The sequence below is a fragment of the Allobosea sp. 01N443 genome, from assembly GCF_056399325.1.
This window is the reverse complement of sequence record NZ_JBFTRC010000028.1, coordinates 30,054-48,859: the sequence shown is the minus strand read 5'-3', so window position 1 is coordinate 48,859 and position 18,806 is coordinate 30,054. Positions and strand designations below refer to the sequence as shown.

The 18,806-nt window shown below is 64.7% G+C and carries 18 protein-coding genes; 11 read left to right on the top strand and 7 right to left on the bottom strand.

Annotated features, from left to right (window positions below):
• Positions 1-740 (top strand): divalent metal cation transporter (locus AC1DRP_RS10440; protein ID WP_476768446.1); only part of this gene is annotated, 740 nt, incomplete at its 5' end.
• Positions 741-753: 13 nt separating this feature from the next.
• Here AC1DRP_RS10440 and AC1DRP_RS10435 read toward each other — a convergent pair.
• Entirely contained in the window at positions 754-1,263 is a 510-nt protein-coding gene (locus AC1DRP_RS10435; RefSeq protein ID WP_441492208.1) for a TspO/MBR family protein, read from the bottom strand.
• Positions 1,264-1,378: 115 nt separating this feature from the next.
• On the opposite strand from AC1DRP_RS10435, the gene AC1DRP_RS10430 reads away from it, so the two are divergent.
• Positions 1,379-2,533 (top strand): trans-sulfuration enzyme family protein, encoded by a 1,155-nt coding sequence (locus AC1DRP_RS10430; RefSeq protein WP_441492209.1) that lies wholly within the window; start codon positions 1,379-1,381, stop codon positions 2,531-2,533.
• 407 nt (positions 2,534-2,940) lie between these two features.
• Positions 2,941-4,245, top strand: a complete 1,305-nt coding sequence (locus AC1DRP_RS10425; protein WP_441493230.1) for an aminotransferase class V-fold PLP-dependent enzyme — start codon at positions 2,941-2,943, stop codon at positions 4,243-4,245.
• Positions 4,246-4,370: 125 nt separating this feature from the next.
• On the opposite strand, the gene AC1DRP_RS10420 is transcribed toward AC1DRP_RS10425, so the two are convergent.
• The gene (locus tag AC1DRP_RS10420) at positions 4,371-5,993 is read right to left on the bottom strand and encodes a peptide chain release factor 3 (RefSeq protein ID WP_476768445.1); all 1,623 of its coding nucleotides are present in this window, start codon (positions 5,991-5,993) and stop codon (positions 4,371-4,373) included.
• A gap of 174 nt (positions 5,994-6,167) precedes the next feature.
• Here AC1DRP_RS10420 and AC1DRP_RS10415 point away from each other — a divergent pair, with 174 nt between their 5' ends.
• On the top strand, positions 6,168-7,850 hold the full coding sequence (locus tag AC1DRP_RS10415) for a methyl-accepting chemotaxis protein (protein ID WP_476768444.1): 1,683 nt from the start codon (positions 6,168-6,170) through the stop codon (positions 7,848-7,850).
• Positions 7,851-7,857: 7 nt separating this feature from the next.
• Here the strand turns inward: AC1DRP_RS10415 and AC1DRP_RS10410 are convergent, their stop codons facing one another.
• The 3 genes from AC1DRP_RS10410 to AC1DRP_RS10400 form a co-directional block, all read right to left on the bottom strand.
• Positions 7,858-8,619, bottom strand: coding sequence for an ABC transporter permease (locus AC1DRP_RS10410; protein ID WP_441493236.1), 762 nt, complete (start codon positions 8,617-8,619; stop codon positions 7,858-7,860).
• A gap of 8 nt (positions 8,620-8,627) precedes the next feature.
• Positions 8,628-9,551: an ABC transporter ATP-binding protein gene (locus AC1DRP_RS10405; protein WP_441505811.1), complete on the bottom strand. Its 924-nt coding sequence runs from the start codon at positions 9,549-9,551 to the stop codon at positions 8,628-8,630.
• Positions 9,552-9,877: 326 nt separating this feature from the next.
• Positions 9,878-10,504 (bottom strand): hypothetical protein, encoded by a 627-nt coding sequence (locus AC1DRP_RS10400; RefSeq protein WP_441505648.1) that lies wholly within the window; start codon positions 10,502-10,504, stop codon positions 9,878-9,880.
• Between the two features lie 166 nt (positions 10,505-10,670).
• Here AC1DRP_RS10400 and AC1DRP_RS10395 point away from each other — a divergent pair, with 166 nt between their 5' ends.
• The 7 genes from AC1DRP_RS10395 (at position 10,671) to AC1DRP_RS10365 (ending at position 16,391) form a co-directional block, all read left to right on the top strand.
• A complete protein-coding gene (locus tag AC1DRP_RS10395) occupies positions 10,671-11,960 on the top strand; it encodes a DUF3422 family protein (RefSeq protein ID WP_476768443.1) in 1,290 nt (429 codons plus the stop codon).
• Between the two features lie 112 nt (positions 11,961-12,072).
• A complete protein-coding gene (locus AC1DRP_RS10390) occupies positions 12,073-12,690 on the top strand; it encodes a glutathione S-transferase family protein (protein WP_441493225.1) in 618 nt (205 codons plus the stop codon).
• Between the two features lie 217 nt (positions 12,691-12,907).
• Complete coding sequence (locus tag AC1DRP_RS10385; RefSeq protein WP_441505650.1) at positions 12,908-13,276, top strand: DMT family transporter; 369 nt, start codon at positions 12,908-12,910, stop codon at positions 13,274-13,276.
• 3 nt (positions 13,277-13,279) lie between these two features.
• Entirely contained in the window at positions 13,280-13,420 is a 141-nt protein-coding gene (locus AC1DRP_RS10380) for a hypothetical protein (RefSeq protein WP_441505651.1), read from the top strand.
• A gap of 34 nt (positions 13,421-13,454) precedes the next feature.
• On the top strand, positions 13,455-14,447 hold the full coding sequence (locus AC1DRP_RS10375) for an NAD-dependent epimerase/dehydratase family protein (RefSeq protein ID WP_441505652.1): 993 nt from the start codon (positions 13,455-13,457) through the stop codon (positions 14,445-14,447).
• Positions 14,444-15,883 carry an aspartate aminotransferase family protein gene (locus tag AC1DRP_RS10370; RefSeq protein ID WP_441505653.1) on the top strand — a complete coding sequence of 480 codons (1,440 nt, stop codon included), beginning with the start codon at positions 14,444-14,446 and terminating at the stop codon, positions 15,881-15,883. The genes AC1DRP_RS10375 and AC1DRP_RS10370 overlap by 4 nt, the downstream gene beginning before the upstream one ends.
• Before the next feature lie 127 nt (positions 15,884-16,010).
• Positions 16,011-16,391: a VOC family protein gene (locus tag AC1DRP_RS10365; RefSeq protein ID WP_441505654.1), complete on the top strand. Its 381-nt coding sequence runs from the start codon at positions 16,011-16,013 to the stop codon at positions 16,389-16,391.
• A 6-nt stretch (positions 16,392-16,397) separates the two neighbouring features.
• Here AC1DRP_RS10365 and AC1DRP_RS10360 read toward each other — a convergent pair whose 3' ends face one another.
• Positions 16,398-17,711: an FAD-binding oxidoreductase gene (locus AC1DRP_RS10360; RefSeq protein ID WP_441505655.1), complete on the bottom strand. Its 1,314-nt coding sequence runs from the start codon at positions 17,709-17,711 to the stop codon at positions 16,398-16,400.
• Positions 17,708-18,583 carry a UbiA family prenyltransferase gene (locus AC1DRP_RS10355; protein ID WP_476768448.1) on the bottom strand — a complete coding sequence of 292 codons (876 nt, stop codon included), beginning with the start codon at positions 18,581-18,583 and terminating at the stop codon, positions 17,708-17,710. Before AC1DRP_RS10355 ends, AC1DRP_RS10360 begins: the two co-directional genes overlap by 4 nt.
• Between the last annotated feature and the right edge of the window lie 223 nt (positions 18,584-18,806).

Below are 18,806 nucleotides of genomic sequence, written 5' to 3'. Positions count from 1 at the left end.
GGGGCCAGGTCATTCGCGGCTTTGCCCCGACGACCGACATCGTCACCAATCCCAACATGCTCTACCTCGCGCTCGGCATCATTGGCGCGACGGTGATGCCGCATAACCTCTATCTGCATTCCGGCATCGTGCAGACCCGCGCCTATGGCGGCAGCCTGCCGGAGAAGCGCGAGGCGCTGAAATACGCGACACTGGATTCGACCGTCGCCTTGATGTTCGCACTGACTATCAACGCAGCGATCCTGATCCTCGCCGCCGCGACCTTCTACAAGACCGGTCAGAACACCGTCTCCGAACTCGGGCGCGCGCATGAACTGCTCGCCCCGCTGCTCGGCGCCTCGATCGCGCCATCGCTTTTCGCCATCGCGCTGCTCTGCTGCGGCCTGAACTCGACGGTGACCGCGACCATGGCGGGACAGATCGTCATGGAAGGCTTCATCGACATCAAGCTGCCGGCATGGCTGCGCCGCCTGGTCACGCGCCTGGTCGCCATCATCCCTGCCATCGTCGTGACGATCGTCTATGGCGAAGCGCAGACCGGCAAGCTGCTCATCCTCTCGCAGGTGATCCTGAGCTTCCAGCTGCCCTTCGCCATCGTGCCGCTCGTCATGTTCACGGCGTCGCGCAAGAAGATGGGCGAACTGGTCTCGCCGCGCTGGCTGACGGCGAGCGCCTTCGTCATCGCAGCGATCATCATCGCCCTGAACGTCAAGCTGATCTTCGACGTCGCCTTCGGCTGAACCGAGCGGACATCTACCGGTTCAGCCACCAGATCGAGATTGTCAGCACGGTCGCGAAGGACACCCAGGCGGCATAGGGCCAGAACAGGTTCGCCGCGAGACGATCGAGCGGAGCGAAGCGCTTGATCGTGATCAGGATCATCGCCAGCAGCGGCAGGATCACCAGGATCCCGGCGAGCGGACTCTGCATTCCGAAGAATCCGAATGACCACAGCACGTTCAGCAGAAGCTGGACATGATAGGCGATCAGCGCCCCGGACTTGCCGGGCGTCTCTGCCGGCAGTCGGAGGATGCGGTAGACGCTCAACGCCATGATCGCAAACAGCGCCGTCCAGACCGGCGCGAACAGCCAGTTCGGCGGGTTGAATGGCGGCTTGGCAAGCGTCGCATACCAGCCTGGGATTTGCGGAACGGTGGCCGCGCTGCCCAGCAGCGAGGCGGCGACCACCGGGACGATCGCAATCAGCAGATCGACCCAGATCGGCCTCGGCGAAGATCCGGCCTTGCTCGACAAAGTGCTCATGCCCCCAGCATGGGGTGCGTCTGCGGCATCGGCAAGCCGAGACCCTTGCGCCAACCCCCATGCCTGCGCCAGATGGACATTCCCGTTCCTCATGGAACCTTTCCGGAATCGCTCCATGACCAAGCGCCCGCTTCATCCCCGTTCGCTGGCCGCCCAGGCCATGGGCAAGATCGATCAGCTCACCAAGGGCGTCGTGACGCCGATCCATATCGCCACGACCTATATCCGCGACGAGGACAACGGCTACTCCTCCGGCTTCGTCTATGGACGCCCGGACAACGAGACGGTGCGCGAGGCGGAAACCGTGCTCGCGATGCTGGAAGAGGCGAAGGCGGGGGCATTGCTCTTCAGCTCGGGCATGGCGGCCGCCACGGCTGTCTTCCAGGCGCTCTCGCCGGGGGATCATGTCGTCGCCTCGAAGGTGATGTACTGGGCGCTTCGCTCCTGGCTGCTGACCGAGGCCACGCGCTGGGGCCTGAAGATCGAATTCGTCGAGACAGATGATCTCAACGCGCTGAAGGCCGCCGTAAAGCCAGGCGTCACCAAGCTGGTCTGGGCCGAGACGCCCTCGAACCCGCTCTGGACCATCACCGACATCGCCGGCGCCGCCGAGATCGCCCATGCGGCCGGTGCGAAGCTTGCGGTCGATTCGACCTGCGCGTCCCCGGTCCATACCCGGCCGCTTACGCTCGGTGCCGACATCGTCATGCACGCTGCCACCAAGGTGCTGAACGGCCATTCCGACGTCGTCGCCGGCGCCCTCTGCGCCCGCGAGGATGACGCCTTCTGGAACCGCGTGAAAACAGTCCGCAAGATGCAGGGCGGCGTTCTCGGCCCCTTCGAGGCCTATCTGCTGATGCGCGGCATGCGCACCCTTCACGTCCGCCAGGAACGCCAGACGGCCTCCGCCATGACGCTCGCCCAGAAGCTCTCCGCCCACCCGCTGGTGGCCCGCGTGCTCTATCCCGGCCTGCCACAGCATCCGGGCCATGACATCGCGGCGCGCCAGATGCAGAACGGCTTCGGCTATATGCTGTCGATCCAGGTCACCGGCGGCGAGAGGGCGGCGATCAAGGCGGCGGCGCATGTCGAGCTCTACAAGCGCGCCACCTCGCTGGGCGGCGTCGAGAGCCTGATCGAGCATCGCGCCTCGATCGAGGGCGCAGGCTCGCCCTGCCCGGTCGATCTACTGCGCCTCTCGACCGGCATCGAAGATGTCGAGGACCTCTACAACGACCTCGACCAGGCGCTGAAGGCCGGGCACGCCTAGCGCAGGGTCGCCCGTGCCATAGCCAGCAGGCGCACGTGCCCCCCTTTTCCACCGCCTTTGACCGGCAGCGGAAAGGGTCCCGAATTGCCGGTCGTTCCAGCAGCTTCAGGGCTGGAACAGGCCGCAGCCGTGGGAACGCATGCCGTCGCCCTGAATGGTGTCGTGGCTGCGCGCGCTTGCAGCGCACGAAGGGCATGGCCCGCCTCTTCCTCGGGCGTCCTGAAGCCATGGGAGCCAATCTCTGGGCCGTGTTCGGGTGCGGCCGCGAAACCTGAGCGCGCTGGTAGCCCGACCCGGTGCTTCCGAGCCCGCTGGGGGACAAGGCCCACGATCAATCCGGTGGATCGTCACAGGTCTGCAACAGACCATCGTTAGCTCTGCGCGGCATCAGCGAGGAGATGACGCTCATGACCGGCCAAGCCTTCGAAACGAATCGCCGCACGCTTCTGCTCGGCCTTGGCGCCGCAGCGCTGATACCGCAGCCGATGCCTGCCGCCGCGCGCAGCCTGCCGGCATTTCCGACCGTCAATCCCGGAACGGACACGAGCTACTGGAACATCGTGCGCGGCCTCTACAGCGTCACGCCCGACATGGTGAATCTCGAGAACGGCTATTGGGGCATCATGGCCGAGCCGGTGAAGGCCGAGTACAAGCGCCTGACCGACTTCGTGAACTTCGAGAACACGGTCTATGCCCGCAGCAGGATCGGCGCCGATCTCGACAATGTCCGCACCCCACTCGCCGCATTCCTCGGCGTTGCGCGCGAGGAGATCGCGCTGACGCGGGGCGCAACCGAGGCGCTGCAGGCGCTGATCTCCGGCTACAACAAGCTCAAGCCCGGCGACACCGTGCTCTATGCCGATCTCGACTACGATTCGATGCAGTATGCGATGAACTGGCTGAAGGCTCGGCGCGGTGTCGATGTCGTCAGGTTCGACATCCCGGAGCCCGCCACGCGCCAGGCCGTGCTCGACGCCTATGACGCAGCGCTCAAGGCCAATCCCAGGACGAAGCTTCTCCTGCTGACCCATATCAGCCATCGCACCGGGCTGATGATGCCGGTCAAGGAACTGGCCGCGATGGCCAAGGCGCGCGGTGCCGATGTCATCCTCGACGCGGCCCATAGCTGGGGCCAGGTTGCCTTTCAGGCCCGGGATCTCGGCGTCGATTTCATCGGCTTCAACCTGCACAAATGGATCGGCGCGCCGCTCGGTGTCGGCCTGCTCTACATTGCTAAGGACCGGCTCGGCGATATCGACCCCTATATGGCCGACGAGGATTTCAAGGCCGACGATGTCCGCTCGCGGATCCATACCGGCACGCCGAACTTCGCAGCGCAGCTCGCGGTCCCTGCCGCACTCGCCCTGCATCAGGAGATCGGCCCGGAGGCCAAGGAGGCGCGCTACCGCCACCTGCGCAATCACTGGGTCGCCAAGGCACGCGAACTCAAGGGCGTCGAGATCCAGACCCCGGACGATCCCGGCATGGTGGCCGGCATCACCTCGTTCGCCCTGGCCGGCAAGCGCAGCCCTGCGGAGACCAATGCGATCGTTGCGGAGCTGCGCGACAAGCACAAGGTGATGACCGTTCGCCGCGGCGGCGTCGCCAAGGGCAACACGATCCGGATCTCGCCGGCCCCCTACATCATGGAGGCGGATCTCGATCGCTTCGTCGAGGCCCTGGCGATCGTCTCCGGCAATCGCGCGGGATAAGCCAGCTCGTCGGCCCGCGCGAGCGCAGAGCTCGGCCGCGCCACATCCTCAAGAGGCAACAACGGGGATGAGGCGCGTCGCCGATCCCCGTCCTGTCTTCTCCCTCTCCTCGGAGAGGGAGAATCTCAGGCCTTCGCGACCTTCTGATAGTCCTTGACGTCGGAGAAGGTGATCTCCGGGACGCGCTCCGCATCGTATTTCAGCGTGAACTGGGACGAGGCCATGAAGACCGGGTCGCCGTCGAGATCGTCCGCCATCGAAGACGGCTTCAGCGCGACGAATTTTGCGAGCGCCGCCTGATCGGCCGAGGAGACCCAGCGCGCGATCGCKAACTGGCACGGCTCGAAATCGACGGGCAGCGAATACTCGACATCCATGCGCTCCTTCAGCACGTCGAGCTGCAATGCGCCGACCACGCCGACGATCGCCGGCGCGCCGTCATGCGGCAGGAAGAGCTGGACGACCCCCTCCTCCGCCATTTGCTGCAGGGCCTCGCGCAGCTTCTTCGCCTTCATCGCGTCCTTGAGCTTGACGCGGCGCAGGATTTCCGGCGCGAAGCTCGGCACGCCCTTGAAGACGATGTCCTCGCCCTCGGTGAGCGTATCGCCGATGCGCAAGGTACCGTGGTTCGGCAAGCCGACGATGTCGCCGGCAAAGGCCTCTTCGGCAATCGAGCGGTCTCGCGCAAAGAAGAACTGCGGCGCGTTCAGCGGCATCGGCTTGCCGGTGCGAACCAGCTTCGCCTTCATGCCGCGCGAAAGCTTGCCCGAGCAGACGCGCATGAAGGCGATGCGGTCGCGATGGTTCGGATCCATGTTCGCCTGGATCTTGAAGACGAAGCCGGTCATCTTCGGCTCTTCCGCCTCGACCGCGCGTTTGTCCGCGACCTGGGCGCGTGGGCTCGGAGCGTGCCGGCCGAGCGCGTCGATCAGGTCGCGCACACCATAGTCACGCAGCGCCGCGCCGAAATAGACCGGCGTCAGATGGCCCTCGCGAAAGGACTCCAGGTCGAACGGCTTCAGGCCCTCGCGCGCCAGGAAAACCTCCTCCCGCCAGGTCTCGGCAAGGCCGTTCGGCAGGAGCTCGTCGAAGAGCGGATCGTCCTCGCCCGCAACGGGGGTTCCCGCGTCGCTCTCGTCGCCCTTCTGGTTGCGACGGAAGGTATTCGAGGCGAAATCGAGTGTCCCGACGAAGTCGCGCCCGCGCCCGACCGGCCAGGTCATCGGCGCGACGTCGAGCGCCAGCGTCGTCTCGATCTCGTTGATCAGGTCGAAAGGATCGCGCGTCTCGCGATCGACCTTGTTGATGAAGGTCACGATCGGGATGTCGCGCAACCGGCAGACCTCGAACAGCTTCTTGGTCCGCGCCTCGATACCCTTGGCGGCGTCGATCACCATCACCGCGGAGTCGACCGCCGTCAGCGTGCGATAGGTGTCTTCCGAGAAGTCCTCGTGGCCCGGCGTGTCGAGCAGATTGAAGACGTGCCCGCCATACTCGAAGGTCATCACCGAGGTGACGACCGAGATGCCGCGCTGACGCTCGATCTTCATCCAGTCGGATGATGTCTGGCGGCGGCCCGCCTTGGCGCGCACTTCGCCCGCGAGCTGAATCGCGCCGCCGAAATAGAGCAGCTTCTCGGTCAGCGTCGTCTTGCCGGCGTCCGGGTGCGAGATGATGGCGAAGGTACGCCGGCGCGCATGCGGCGCGACGGCGGTCGCCGGGGCATCAAGGATGGAAATATCGGTCATGCCGGTGTGAAGACAGGAAGGGCGCCCGCTGTCAATGATCCGCAACGCGACTTCGACGTCAGCCGCGCCACCTGATGGGCCCGCAGATCACCATGGATTAACCATTCGCAGCCATCATCCGGCGCCGCGATCACATCTGCGCCAGCTGCGGCCGGCGCTTCAACCCACGAGCGGATGGCGTCCCTGCGCAAGATTTCCAGCCAGATCTTCGGAGCCGTCCTGCTTCTCGCCGTCACTGCCGCCCTGGCAACCATCCTCGGGGTCCAGGCGCTTGGCCGCTACGCGGCGATGACGGACGAGATGCAGCTCGCATCGCGCCGCGTGTTGATGGCCGAACGGATCAACGGGTTGGTCAACGCCGTCGTGATGGAAACGCGCGGGCTCTATATGAGCCGCGATTCCGCCGATGCCGAGCGCTTCGCCCAGCCACTCCTGGATGATCTTGCCCAGATCCATGAGGTCATGGACGATTGGCGCCCTCTCGTTCAGGCAGAGGACGGCGCAGCCTTTGCCGCTGTCTCCGACCAGATCGAGCAATTCATCCGCTTCCGGCGGGAGACGGTTCGGCTCGCACGCATCGAGGGCCCCTCCGCAGCAAACAGGCACGGCAACAACGAGGTCAACCGGGCGAACCGCAAGGCACTGAACGAAGCGTTGAAACACATCGCGGTTCTCAACGACGTCAACAGCCGCATCATCGATTCCCGCCTCGACGCGCTGCAGGACAGCAGCGCGAGGCGGCAGACGCTGATCGGCGCTCTGATGATCGCGGCCGGTCTCGCTCTCGCGCTCTGGATCGTGCATCGGCGCGTTTCACAGCCGCTCAGGCGGTTGGCGGCAACGATGCGCCGCTTGGCACAGTCGGAACCGGTCGCCGAAATTCCTCTGTCGGCACGCCCGGACGAGATCGGCGATATGGCCCGCTCGGTCGTCGTCTTTCGCGACAACGCCATGGCGCGCGCCGAGCTCGAAGGCACCGCCCGGGTGACCGAGACCGCCCGTGCCGAGCGTCAGATCAGGATTGACACGCTCATCCGCAGCTTCGATGCCAGGATCGACGCCGTGCTGAAGACGGTGAGATCCGGTTCGAGCCAGATGGAGAGCACGGCCCGGACGTTGAGCGATGCAGCGACAGCGGCAACCTCGCAGGCCGAAGACGCTCGCGCTGCCTGCCTTGATGCCGCCGACAGCGTTCGGAATGTTGCCGCGGCTTCGGAACAGCTCTCCGGCTCGATCGCCGAGATCACGGGGCGGGTCGCCAAGGCCAATGGCGTCGTCGGCAATGCCGCGCGCGATGCCACCAGCGCGAGCGCGAATGTCGCCAACCTGACCTATGCCGCCGAAGAGATCGGCAAGATCGTCTCGATGATCCGCGACATCGCTGCCCAGACCAATCTCCTCGCCCTCAACGCCTCGATCGAGGCTGCACGTGCCGGCGAGGCCGGGCGCGGCTTCAGCATCGTCGCTGGCGAGGTGAAGACCCTGGCGAGCCGAACGTCCCAAGCGACGGATGAGATCGCCGCCCAGATCGCGGCCTTCGAAACCGAGACACGCGGCGTAGTCGCCGCAATCGAAGCGATCGCGGCGGTGATGGCCGACGTGGCCCAGCACACCGTGGCGATTGCAGGGGCGACTGAGCAGCAGATGCAGGCAACGGCGCAGATCGCCCGCAATGCGCAGGCAACGTCGGATGGCACCGTCCGCGTCTCGCGCAAGATGGAGGGGGTCACCGCCGCATCCGAGGAGACCATGCTTTCGGCAAGTCAGGTTCTGAAGACAGCCGAAAGCCTGAGTCGTGAGGCGGAGACTCTGCGGGGTGCCGTCGAGACCTTCTTCTCTGACGTCAAGGCGGCCTGAGGCCGGCTCAGGTCTTCAGGCGATATCCGGTCCGGAAGATCCAGCCGACAGTCGCAATGCAGGCGGCGAGGAAGACCAGCGTCATTCCCAGGCTGACGACGATGCCGACCTCGGAAACGCCGAAGAAGCTCCAGCGGAAACCGCTGATCAGGTAGACGACCGGGTTGAACAGCGCCACCGTCCGCCAGAATCCCGGCAGCATGTCGATCGAGTAGAACGACCCGCCGAGGAAGGTCAGTGGCGTCACCACGAGCAGCGGGATCACCTGCAGTTTCTCGAAACCGTCGGCCCAGATGCCGATGATGAAACCGAACAGGCTGAAGGTCATCGCGGTCAGGAACAGGAAAAGCAGCATCCAGACCGGATGCTCGACCCTGAGCGGCACGAAGGCCGTCGCCGTCAGCAGGATGATCAGGCCGAGAAAGATCGATTTCGTGGCCGCCGCGCCGACATAGGCGATGACCGCCTCCCACCATGCCACGGGCGCCGAGAGCAGTTCGTAGATCGTGCCGGTGAATTTCGGAAAATAGATCGCGAAGGAGGCGTTGGCGATGCTCTGCGTCAGCAGCGAGAGCATGATCAGGCCAGGCACGATGAAGGAGCCATAAGCGACGCCGTCGATCGCCTGCATGCGCGAACCGATCGCGGCACCGAAGACGATGAAATAGAGCGAGGTCGAGATCACCGGCGAGACGATGCTCTGCAGTGGCGTACGCCAGGTGCGCGCCATCTCGAAGCGATAGATCGCGCGCATCGCGTGGAGATTGATAGCCATGATCAGTGCCGCTCCCTCACCAGGCTCACGAAGATGTCTTCCAGCGAGCTCTGGCTGGTGCGCAGATCCCTGAAGCGGATGCCTGCGGTCGCGAGATCCTGCAGGAGCGCGGTGATGCCGGTCCGCTCCGCCTTGGTGTCATAGGTATAGACCAGTTCCTCCCCCTCGGCCGCGAGCGCCAGATCATAGGCTGCAAGCCCCACCGGCAACGCGGCAAGCGGCTCCTGCAGGGAGAGCGAAAGCTGCTTCTTGCCGAGCTTGCGCATCAGCTCGGCCTTGTCCTCGACCAGGATGATCTCGCCCTTGCTGATCACGCCGATCCGGTCGGCCATCTCCTCGGCCTCCTCGATGTAATGCGTGGTCAGGATGATGGTGACGCCGTCGTCCCTGAGGCGCCGGACGAGCTTCCACATGTCCTGGCGGAGCTCGACATCGACGCCGGCCGTCGGCTCGTCGAGGAACAGGATCTGGGGTTCATGCGCCAGCGCCTTGGCGATCAGCACACGCCGCTTCATACCGCCCGAGAGCGTCATGATCCGGTTGTCGCGCTTGTCCCAGAGCGAGAGATCCTTGAGCACGCGCTCGACATGGGCCGGGTTCCGCGGCAGGCCGAACAGCCCCCGGCTGAAGCTGACCGTCGCCGAGACGGTCTCAAAGGCGTCCGTGGTCAGCTCCTGCGGCACCAGCCCGATGCGCGCGCGCGCGGCCCGATAGTCCTTGATGATGTCATGACCATCGGCGAGCACGCTGCCGGAGGTCGGGTTCACCAGTCCGCAGATGATGCTGATCAACGTCGTCTTGCCGGCACCGTTGGGTCCGAGCAGGGCGAAGATCTCGCCGCGGCGGATTTCCAGATCGACCGATTTCAGTGCGCTGAAGCCGGACGCGTAGGTCTTGGACAGGTTGGAAACGCGGATGATGGACATGGCCACGATATAGGGGAAGCGACGGAGGGATGCGACCGCGCCGCCATGCGCCGCGAGCACGTCAGCAGATCATATGACGACTGACTGATTTCGTCAGCAGTAAAATGCCAATGGCCGGGACAAGCCCGGCCATCCCCAATCCTCGCTGGCCCTTCGTCTCAGCGCATGAAGAACCAGAGCAGGATGATGACGGGAATCGGCACGCCAAGCAGCCAAAGTGCAATCGAACGCATTGGGACAGCCCCTTATGAATGATCGTGCTGGAGCAACGTCCTGAGGCTGCCCAAGGTTCCGGCCGCTCCCTCCTCGCTTCCTCGGGCGCAGCCTCACGAAAACAGCGTCGCGCTTCCATGCCAGAGCGGACGATAGCCATGCGCGAGGGCCGCGATGGTCGCAGGCGGCGTCAGTACCAGGACGGTCCCGGGCGCCCGCCGCCGTCGCTCGATATATCCGTTGGGAGACCAGAGCAGCGCGGCCTCACCGCGCAAGGCCAGCCACTCGCCGGCCCCAGCCTCGATCATGGTTCCGTCCGGCAATCGATCGGCCTGAAGCCGGTGCTTCTGCTTGGCTCGTCCGATCCGGCGCTCGCCATCCAGAATCCGGTCGATCTCGGGAAAGAGCGGCTCGGACATGAGGCCGAGGCCTCGGACCAGCGCCGCACGGTAGCCGAGCGCATCCGCCCGCCGGCACTCCATGCAGGGCCGGTGCCCGGCCGCAAGCGCCGTCACCTCGTCGCAAAAGAACAGCTCGGTGTAACCCTTGCCCCAGACCTGTCGCCGTCGCCCCTTGAAGGAGAGCACGCAACAGATCCACTGCCGCGTGGCGTGCGACCGGATCGGCGCGGCCTGCGTGTGCGGATCGTGAAACCGGCCGCCGCGATTGCCGAACACCAGGCCACGCGCAGGGTCGCGGGCGAGCGAGCCGTCGGGCCTTACACGGTTGGGCAGGGGCATGGCTGGCTCCTGGGTTCTCTCTTCAGAACTTGGCACATCATGCTGCCGGATCCTGTCGGCAGCATTCTTCCCTCCCTGCTTGCGGCACCATGCCCATCTGGCCGGGCACGCGACTTTGCGGCAGTCTTGCCTCTATCGGGAGCGGTCGAACGGGCGTCGGGGCGACATGATCGAGCACCAGAAGGGCGGCCTCGTACCGCACCCCGACCGCGAGGTCATTCTCGCCGAGGTCCACGCCCGCCCCTTCGCGCCGATCGAGACCCCGCGCCGCCTGCTGCATTTCGCCTTCCTGACCGATGCGGCTCAAGCGGCGGCAGACCGCGACGCCTTGGCTCGATTTTGTTCCGAGCGCGGTGTGACGCCCCTGGCCGAAGGCGCCAAGCATCACCGCGCCCGCCTCGCGGAGATTGGCCTGCGCTGGGAACAGCATAGCGAGTTCACGACCTATAGCTGGGAATTGCCATCGCCCGAACGCTCCGCCTTCGTTCCGACGGCAATCGATCTGCAGCATCCCATGCACGAGTTGCCGCAGCCCGGCCCGCACCTCGTCTCGATCGACCTCCATCTCCTGCCCGCGATCGGGGCTGGGGAGCTGGATGCGATCTTCGATCCTGCGAGCCTCGCCGCATCGCTCGTCGATAATGCAAGCGCCGTTGCGGCAACCGATTTCCGGGTCAGTGCCGGCGGGTTCGTCCGCATCCTCCTGCTTGACCGCGAACTGACATCGTCCCGTTCGGGGGCCCTGCCCCAGAGGCTTCTGGAGATCGAAACCTATCGGACATTGGCTCTGCTCGGCCTGCCGGAGGCGCAGCGCATCGGCCCATCGGTGCGTGCCACGGAGGAAACGCTGGTGCGCATTGCCTCGACGATGACGGCGACGGAGGGCCTTGTCTCCGACAATGCGCTGCTCGACGAGATGACCGCGCTCGCCGCGCGTCTCGAATCCGAGGCGGCGTCCACGAACTATCGCTTCGGTGCGAGTCGCGCCTATGACAACATCGTCCAGCAGCGCCTGATCGCGATCGGCGAAACGCCGCATGCCGGCTGGCCGACGCTCGCAGCCTTCCTGTCCCGGCGGATGGCGCCGGCGATGCGCACCTGCCAGATGCTGCAGGAGCGCCAGACCGACCTGTCGCGCAAACTCGCGCGCGCCGCCAATCTGCTACGCACCCGCGTCGATGTCGCACTCGAGCAGCAGAACCGCGACCTGCTGGCGGCCATGAACGAGCGCACCCGCCTCCAGCTGCGGCTGCAGCAGACGGTCGAGGGCCTCTCGGTCGCGGCGATCGGCTATTACGTCGTCAGCCTCTTCGGTTACCTCGCCAAGGGCGCGAAGGATGCCGGCTTCCTGCCCATCGACGTCGGCATGGCGACAGCGCTCTTCGTACCCATCGCCCTCATCGGGGTCTGGGCGGCGGTCCGACGCATCCGGCGCGGGCATAGCGAAGAGAGCTGAGCACGGGCCGTGCCGGTCCTGACATCTACTGACATCAAGTACCGTCACAACTCCCGCCATCGCCGCGACGACGCACCCTATCGGGAGCGCCGTCCTCATGATGGAGAGAGCCATGCTGACCTTCTACCACGCCCCGCAATCGCGTTCCTTCGGCGTGCTCTGGCTTCTGGAAGAACTCGGGCAGCCCTACCGGATGGAGATGATCGATATTCGCGCCAAGAGCGGTGCCCCCGAGGACTACCGCGCCATCCAGCCGCACAAGAAGGTACCCGCCGTCATCCATGACGGTATCATCGTCACCGAGCGTGCCGCGATCTGCATCTACCTCGCCGACGCCTTCCCCCAGGCGGGTCTCGCGCCTGCGCTGAGTGATCCCGCGCGAGCCCCCTATCTGACGGCCCTCGTCTATACCGACGCAGTACTCGACCCGATCATCGCGACCAGGGCGACCAATATCGATTACGTCCCGCAGCATTTCTCCTTCGGGTCGCACGAGGACACCGTTGCCTATCTGGAGAAGCGCCTCGGCAATCAAGATTTCGCGGCCGGCGACCGCTTCACCGCCGCCGACACCCAGCTCGGCAGCGGCATCCATTTCGGCATGAACATTATCGGCGCGCTGCCGCGCCTGCCTGTCTTCGAGGCCTATCTCGCTCGCGTATTCTCGCGGCCGGCGTTGCAGCGCACCCTCGACAAGGATGGTGTCCTTGAAGAAGGGCAGGTCGCCTGAGCGCAGGTCTCGAGGATCGGTCGATCTTGCATGCCCCGGCGACCGCCATGCCCGCCAGAACCGGCGGGGAACAGGGCATGCGAGATCCGCGAGACTTGTCCCCAAGGCCTCAGCATCTTCTTAAGGTTACGGTTAGGTAAGGTCGCTGACGTAAGGCATTTGAAGTATTTTCAGCCGCATTCAGGGCCCGTCAAGAACGCGGACAAATGCTGCCCCGATGAATTCCTACATACCCCTGATTCTGTTTACCGTGCTGACCAACGCAGCCGCGCAACTGATGCTGAAACGGGGCATGACCGGCATCGGTAACCTCGATATCGCGAATGACGGACTGATCTGGACCGTATTTCGGGTCGTCTTCAACCCCTTCGTCTTCGCCGGCCTCTGCACCTTCGTGGTCAGCATGGCCTCGCATCTGATCGTATTGTCCAAGGTACAGATCAGTTACGCCTACCCGTTCCTGAGCCTCGCTTACGTCGTGGTCGCGGTCTACGCCTACTTCGTCTTCCAGGAAGACCTGAGCCCTGCCCGCATCGCCGGCATTGGCTTCATCGTCGTTGGCACCATCTTCATCGCACAGAGCTGAGTCATGATGGACCTGATCGCACGCTTCATTCTCCGCCTCGGCATCCTGTTCGAACCGCCCGAGAACAGACCCGCCTTGCGCCCGGTGCCCGTGCCCGTGCCGGTCCGTGACCGGCGCCCTCGCCTTCCCGACACGTCGCGCTGACGCATCTCATCATCGAACCAGCGGCAAACTCAGCATGAAACACATCATTATCGGCGGAGACGGCTTCGTCGGCTCGCATCTCGCGGCGGACCTCGCCGCCATGGGCGAGGAGGTGCTGGTCGCGGATATCCAGAAGAGCGCTCACGCCCATTACGCGGCGGTCCCCTTCCAGACGATCGACGTAACCAGAGCCGAGAGCGTGGAGAGCATCCCGCTCGGCCAGGATGATCTCGTCTACAATCTCTCGGCCAAGATGCTCTCGCCGATCGTGACCCGTCGGGAACGCCACGATTTCTTCTGGCCGGTGAACTATCACGGCACCGCCAACATCCTGAACTGGATGGAGAAGCGCGGCGCCAACAAGCTCGTCCACTTCACCACGGACATGATCTACGGCCACTCCATCACCGTGCCGCAGGACGAGACCCATCCGGCAAGACCCCTCGGCGAATATGGCGAGAGCAAGCTCGCCACCGAGACCCTGGCGCAGACCTATCGCGACAAGGGTTTTCGGATCCCGATCTTCCGGCCGCGCCTGATCATCGGCCCGGGCCGCCTCGGCATCCTCGTCAAGCTCTTCCGCCTGATCGACATGAACCTCCCGGTGCCGATGATCGGCGGCGGCGGCAATCCCTACCAGTTCATCTCGGTGTTCGACTGCGCCAGCGCCTGCACCGCAGCCTGGAAGGCCGACTTCCCCAACAGCGCCTATAATCTCGGCTCGGACGATCCGCCGCCGGTGAAGAAGCTGCTGGGCGACCTGATCAGGCATGCCGGCTCGAAATCGATCCTGCTGCCGACGCCTGCACCATTGGTCAAGTTCGCCTTGAACACGCTTGACGCGATCAATCTGCCGATCATGGACCCGGAACAGTACATGATCGCCGACGAGATCTGCATTCTCGACACCAGCAAGGCCAAGCGCGAGCTCGGCTGGACCCCGAAATACCGCGACGAGGACATGCTGCTCGCCGCCTATACCGAATATCGCAAGAGCAAGGGCGAGCAGAGGAGCAAGGCCGCATGAGCATGCCAGCTTTCAGGAACGACGATTCCCCAGCCCGCCCGAAGCTGATCAGCGTCGAGGAGGCCAAACAGCTCGACGCCGCACAGGTGAAGGAGCTCTTTGCCAACCACATCAACCCCGGACAGCTGCATTTCCTCAAGCTGCTCGGCTTCGACAAGATCATCGTCGATCGTGCCGAGGGCATGCATTACATCACCCGGGACGGACGCAAGATCCTCGATTTCTTCGGCGGGTTCTGCTCGGTCGCCTTCGGCCATAACCACCCGCGCATCATCGCCGCCCGGCAGAAGTTCCAGGACGAGAACCGCCACGAGATCTGCATGGCGTTCATGTCGCAATATGCGGCCGCCCTGGCCCGGAATCTCGCCACGATCTCGCCCGGCGATCTCGACATGGTCTTTCTCGGCTCGACCGGCTCGGAAGCCATGGAAGCTGCGCTGAAGGTCGCCGAGCAGGTTCAGGGCCCGGGCAAGTCGAAGATCCTGCATGCCGCGAATTCGTTCCACGGCAAGACCAAGGGCGTGCTCTCGGTCACGGATTCGACGCTCTACCAGTCCCAGTTCAAGCTCGTCGAAAACCGGGTCAAGGTGCCGTTCGGCAATATCGAGGCCGTGCGCCTAGCGCTCGAATCCGATCCGGCGATCGGCATCGTCGTGATGGAGACGATCCAGGGTGGCGGCGGCATCGTCGAAGCCCCCGAAGGCTTCTGGCGCGACTTGCGCGCGCTCTGCGACAAGCACGGCGTCCTCTGGATTGCCGACGAAGTGCAGTGCGGGCTCGGCCGCACCGGCCAGTTCTTCGCCTTCGAGCGTGACGGCGTCGTGCCCGACGTCACCGCACTCGCCAAGGCTCTCGGCGGCTCCAAGGCTGCGATGGGTGCGATGATCGCCCGGCGCGAACTCTACATGAAGGCCTATGGCAAGCCGAAAACCGCATTGATCCATGCCCAGGCCACCTTTGGGGGCATGGGCGAGGCCTGCGTCAGCGCGATCGAGGCCCTCAACGTGCTCTATGAGGAAGACCTCATGGGCAACGCCAAGCGCCAGGGCGACTACCTGATCGAGAGGCTGAACACCCTTCGCGCCAAGCACCCGACGCTGCTCAAGGAGATCCGCGGCCGTGGCCTGATGATCGGCGTCGAGTTCCAGGACATCAGCGAGGCCATGCCTTTCGGCGTCAAGCACATGGTCGCGCTGCTCGACGACAAGCTGAAGGGTTCGCTCTGCGGCTTTGTCGGCGCGCTGCTCCTGAAGGATTACGACGTGCTCGTCGCCTTCACCGAATACAACCGCAACGTCATCCGCCTCGAACCGCCGCTGATCGTGACGCGCGAGCAATGCGACCAGTTCATCGAGGCACTCGACGACCTGCTCTCGCGCGGCATCACGCGGATCGTCACCGATTATCTGCGCAAGGTTGCGACCGCGAAGAACTGAGCTCCCTGCCCAGGCAGCTTCCCCAGGGTCGGCATGCGCCGGCCCTTTTGCGTCGCAGCGCCTGCTGACAGAAATCCGTGGCCGCTCGTGCAGAACTCTCCCTTCCGCAGCATCAATCCGGTGAGCCATGTTGAGCCATCTCTCCTTCGGCGTGTCCGATCTCCCACGGGCGATTGCCTTCTATGATGCTGCACTGGCGCCGCTCGGCCTCGTGCGGGTCTGGACGGTTGCCGATGGAGCAGGCTACGGGCCGCCGAATGGCGGCGATCTCCTGGCGCTGAAGCTGCAGGCTGGCCCGGTCACTCCGCCGGGGCCGGGGTTCCACCTCGCTTTCGCGGCGGGGACGCGTCAGGCTGCCGACGATTTCCATCGGGCCGCGCTTGCGGCAGGCGGACGGGACAACGGCGCCCCCGGGTTGCGACCGCGCTATGCACCTGACTATTACGCCGCCTTCGTCATCGATCCGGAAGGCTATCGGCTTGAAGCCGTCACCCGGGCAACCGCCTGAACGACGTTAGCCCGCAGTCACGCGGCGCCAGAAGCCGGATGAGAAGCCCGGATCGACATGCCGGGCAAAATCCCGCCACTGCGGGAAGGATGCCTCGAAGGTCGCAGGCGACATGCGGGCATCCTTGTAAGGGTTCACCCGGCCGCCCGCCGCGATTGCCACGCGATCAAGCTCGTCCAGCAGCTTGAGCGTCCGCTCGCCGCGATGCGGGAAATCGAGCGTCAGCGTCGCGCCCACAACCGGAAACGACATGATGCCTGGCGACGGCACGTCCCCAAACAGCTTCAGCACCGTCAGAAAGGATGCCTCGCCAGCCGCGAGCGTGCGCCTCAGCATCTCCTCGACCGCCCTATGCGCCTGCGCCATCGGCACCGCGCATTGGAACTGGCGCAAGCCCCGAGGGCCATAGGCGCGGTTCCAGTTACTCACCCGGTCGAGCGGGTAGAAGAACGGCCGATAGGGAATGCGCCTCGGCTCCGGCGAACGCGGCTGCGCGGCCCGGTAGAGCATGTTGAAGGCACGCAGCGTCAGGCGGTTGATCAGCGGAAAGGGAGGATTGATCGGGAATGGCAGCGGGCGCGCTGCGCGCGACTGCGGCAATTCCGACGCCGGAGCATGATTGGCACGGAAAAAAACGCCGCGTCCGAAGCTAGTCCCGCCAGCAAGCGAGTCGATCCAGGCCACGGTGTAGTCATGGGTTGCATCGGATTCCGCCGCGACCTCGAAGAAGCGCCCGAGGCTCGGGAAATGGATCGCCTCCTGACGCATCTCGGCGGATGGGATCGGCATCAGCTGCAATGTCACCTGGGTGATCAACCCGGTCAGCCCATAGCCGCCGATCGTGGCGGCGAAGAGCTCTCTGTTCATGTCAGGCGCGCAGGTGAGCCGGGCCCCGTCCGAACGCGCCAGCTCGAAGGCACGCACATGCCGCCCGAACGTGCCGGCGCGATGGTGGTTCTTGCCGTGCACGTCGTTGGCGAGCGCCCCGCCAACGGTGACGAAGGCGGTGCCCGGCGTGACCGGCAGAAACCAGCCCAGCGCAACCACATGCTCCAGGATGGTGTCCAGYAACACTCCGGCTTCGCAGGTGATCAGTCCGCTTTCGCGATCGAAGGCCAGGATCTGATCGAGGCGACGCGCCGCGATCAGCCCGCCGCCATCATTGAGGCAGGAATCGCCGTAGGAACGGCCATTGCCATAGGCGAGCACGGTCGAAGGGTAGCGCGCAGGCTCGGCACTCCAGGCGTCCGGCATGATGATCTGCGTATTCCGGGCGATGAGGCCGCCCCAGGACCGATATTCGGGCGCTCGTCCGTTCACGGCAGGACCGTCGCGGCGACCATGATCAGCAGCACCAACCCACCCGTCACCTGGCTGCGCCAGTCGCGGATCATGAAGACCAGCGGATCATCCGGCATCTGACCACGACGGGCGAGAAACCAGATCCGCGCCATCTGATAGAGGATGACGGGGCAAACCAGCCAGATGATCTCGGGGTGACGATAAAGCTGCTTCACGGCCGCACTATCGACATAGAGCGCCATGATCAGCGCGCAGGTGCAGCCCGAGGCCATGCCGAGCTGCGACAGGGCCTCGATATCCTCGGCCTGATAGCCGCGGCCGGCCTTCTTCAGCCCGGACTGGTCCTGCGTGATTCGCAGCTCCGCATAGCGCTTGACCAGCGCAAGGCTGAAGAACAGGAACATCGAGAAGGCGAGCAGCCAGGACGAGACCGGAATCGCCGCCGCGGCGTTGCCGGCCAGGATGCGCAGGGTATGCAGAGCTGCAAGCCCGAGCACGTCGACCAGCAGCTTGCGCTTGAGAACGAACAGATAGAGCAGCGCCAGGACGAGATAGGCGGTCAGCGCCAGCAGGAACGTACCCGGCTCAGGCACGAACACTGACGAAGCGAAGGCCGCGATCATCAGCAGTGGCACCGCAGCATAAGCCTGCTTCGCGGTGATCTCGCCGGCAGCCAGAGGGCGCTTGCACTTGGTCGGGTGCCGCCGATCGGCCTCGACATCGACAATATCGTTGAGGAGATAGATCGCCGAGGCGAGCAGGCTGAACGCGACGAACGCAATCGCCCCGTGGCCGAGCGCAGCGAGATCGAACACGTCATGGTTCAGCAGGATGGGGACGAAGACGAGCCCGTTCTTGAGCCAATGATGCGGTCGCATCGCTCGGATCATCGCGCGAACAGACATGTCAAAGCCCTTGTCCACCTTTCAGGGCCGCCAGGCGATCGAACAAAGATCGTCATGGCTTCCCGTGCGAGGCGAACAGGAACGGCCTCGGCGCGTCCTGCTATGGCGGTCAAATCCCTAAACCGCGGTGGAAATCACGTCCGCCTCGTCGAGATTCAACCGCCATGCTTAATGACAGGCTGACGATAGGTCAGATTGCCGATGTGCC

Bases quoted from the DNA above. Each gene is read 5' to 3' on its own strand.
- AC1DRP_RS10375 (WP_441505652.1), top strand. From the start codon at position 13,455: ATGAAACACATCATTATCGGCGGAGACGGCTTCGTCGGCTCGCATCTC.
- AC1DRP_RS10430 (WP_441492209.1), top strand. From the start codon at position 1,379: ATGACCAAGCGCCCGCTTCATCCCCGTTCGCTGGCCGCCCAGGCCATG.
- AC1DRP_RS10370 (WP_441505653.1), top strand. From the start codon at position 14,444: ATGAGCATGCCAGCTTTCAGGAACGACGATTCCCCAGCCCGCCCGAAG.
- AC1DRP_RS10425 (WP_441493230.1), top strand. From the start codon at position 2,941: ATGACCGGCCAAGCCTTCGAAACGAATCGCCGCACGCTTCTGCTCGGC.
- AC1DRP_RS10435 (WP_441492208.1), bottom strand. From the start codon at position 1,263: ATGAGCACTTTGTCGAGCAAGGCCGGATCTTCGCCGAGGCCGATCTGG.
- AC1DRP_RS10405 (WP_441505811.1), bottom strand. From the start codon at position 9,551: ATGTCCATCATCCGCGTTTCCAACCTGTCCAAGACCTACGCGTCCGGC.
- AC1DRP_RS10355 (WP_476768448.1), bottom strand. From the start codon at position 18,583: ATGATCCGAGCGATGCGACCGCATCATTGGCTCAAGAACGGGCTCGTC.
- AC1DRP_RS10390 (WP_441493225.1), top strand. From the start codon at position 12,073: ATGCTGACCTTCTACCACGCCCCGCAATCGCGTTCCTTCGGCGTGCTC.
- AC1DRP_RS10365 (WP_441505654.1), top strand. From the start codon at position 16,011: ATGTTGAGCCATCTCTCCTTCGGCGTGTCCGATCTCCCACGGGCGATT.
- AC1DRP_RS10400 (WP_441505648.1), bottom strand. From the start codon at position 10,504: ATGCCCCTGCCCAACCGTGTAAGGCCCGACGGCTCGCTCGCCCGCGAC.
- AC1DRP_RS10415 (WP_476768444.1), top strand. From the start codon at position 6,168: ATGGCGTCCCTGCGCAAGATTTCCAGCCAGATCTTCGGAGCCGTCCTG.
- AC1DRP_RS10385 (WP_441505650.1), top strand. From the start codon at position 12,908: ATGAATTCCTACATACCCCTGATTCTGTTTACCGTGCTGACCAACGCA.
- AC1DRP_RS10395 (WP_476768443.1), top strand. From the start codon at position 10,671: ATGATCGAGCACCAGAAGGGCGGCCTCGTACCGCACCCCGACCGCGAG.
- AC1DRP_RS10380 (WP_441505651.1), top strand. From the start codon at position 13,280: ATGATGGACCTGATCGCACGCTTCATTCTCCGCCTCGGCATCCTGTTC.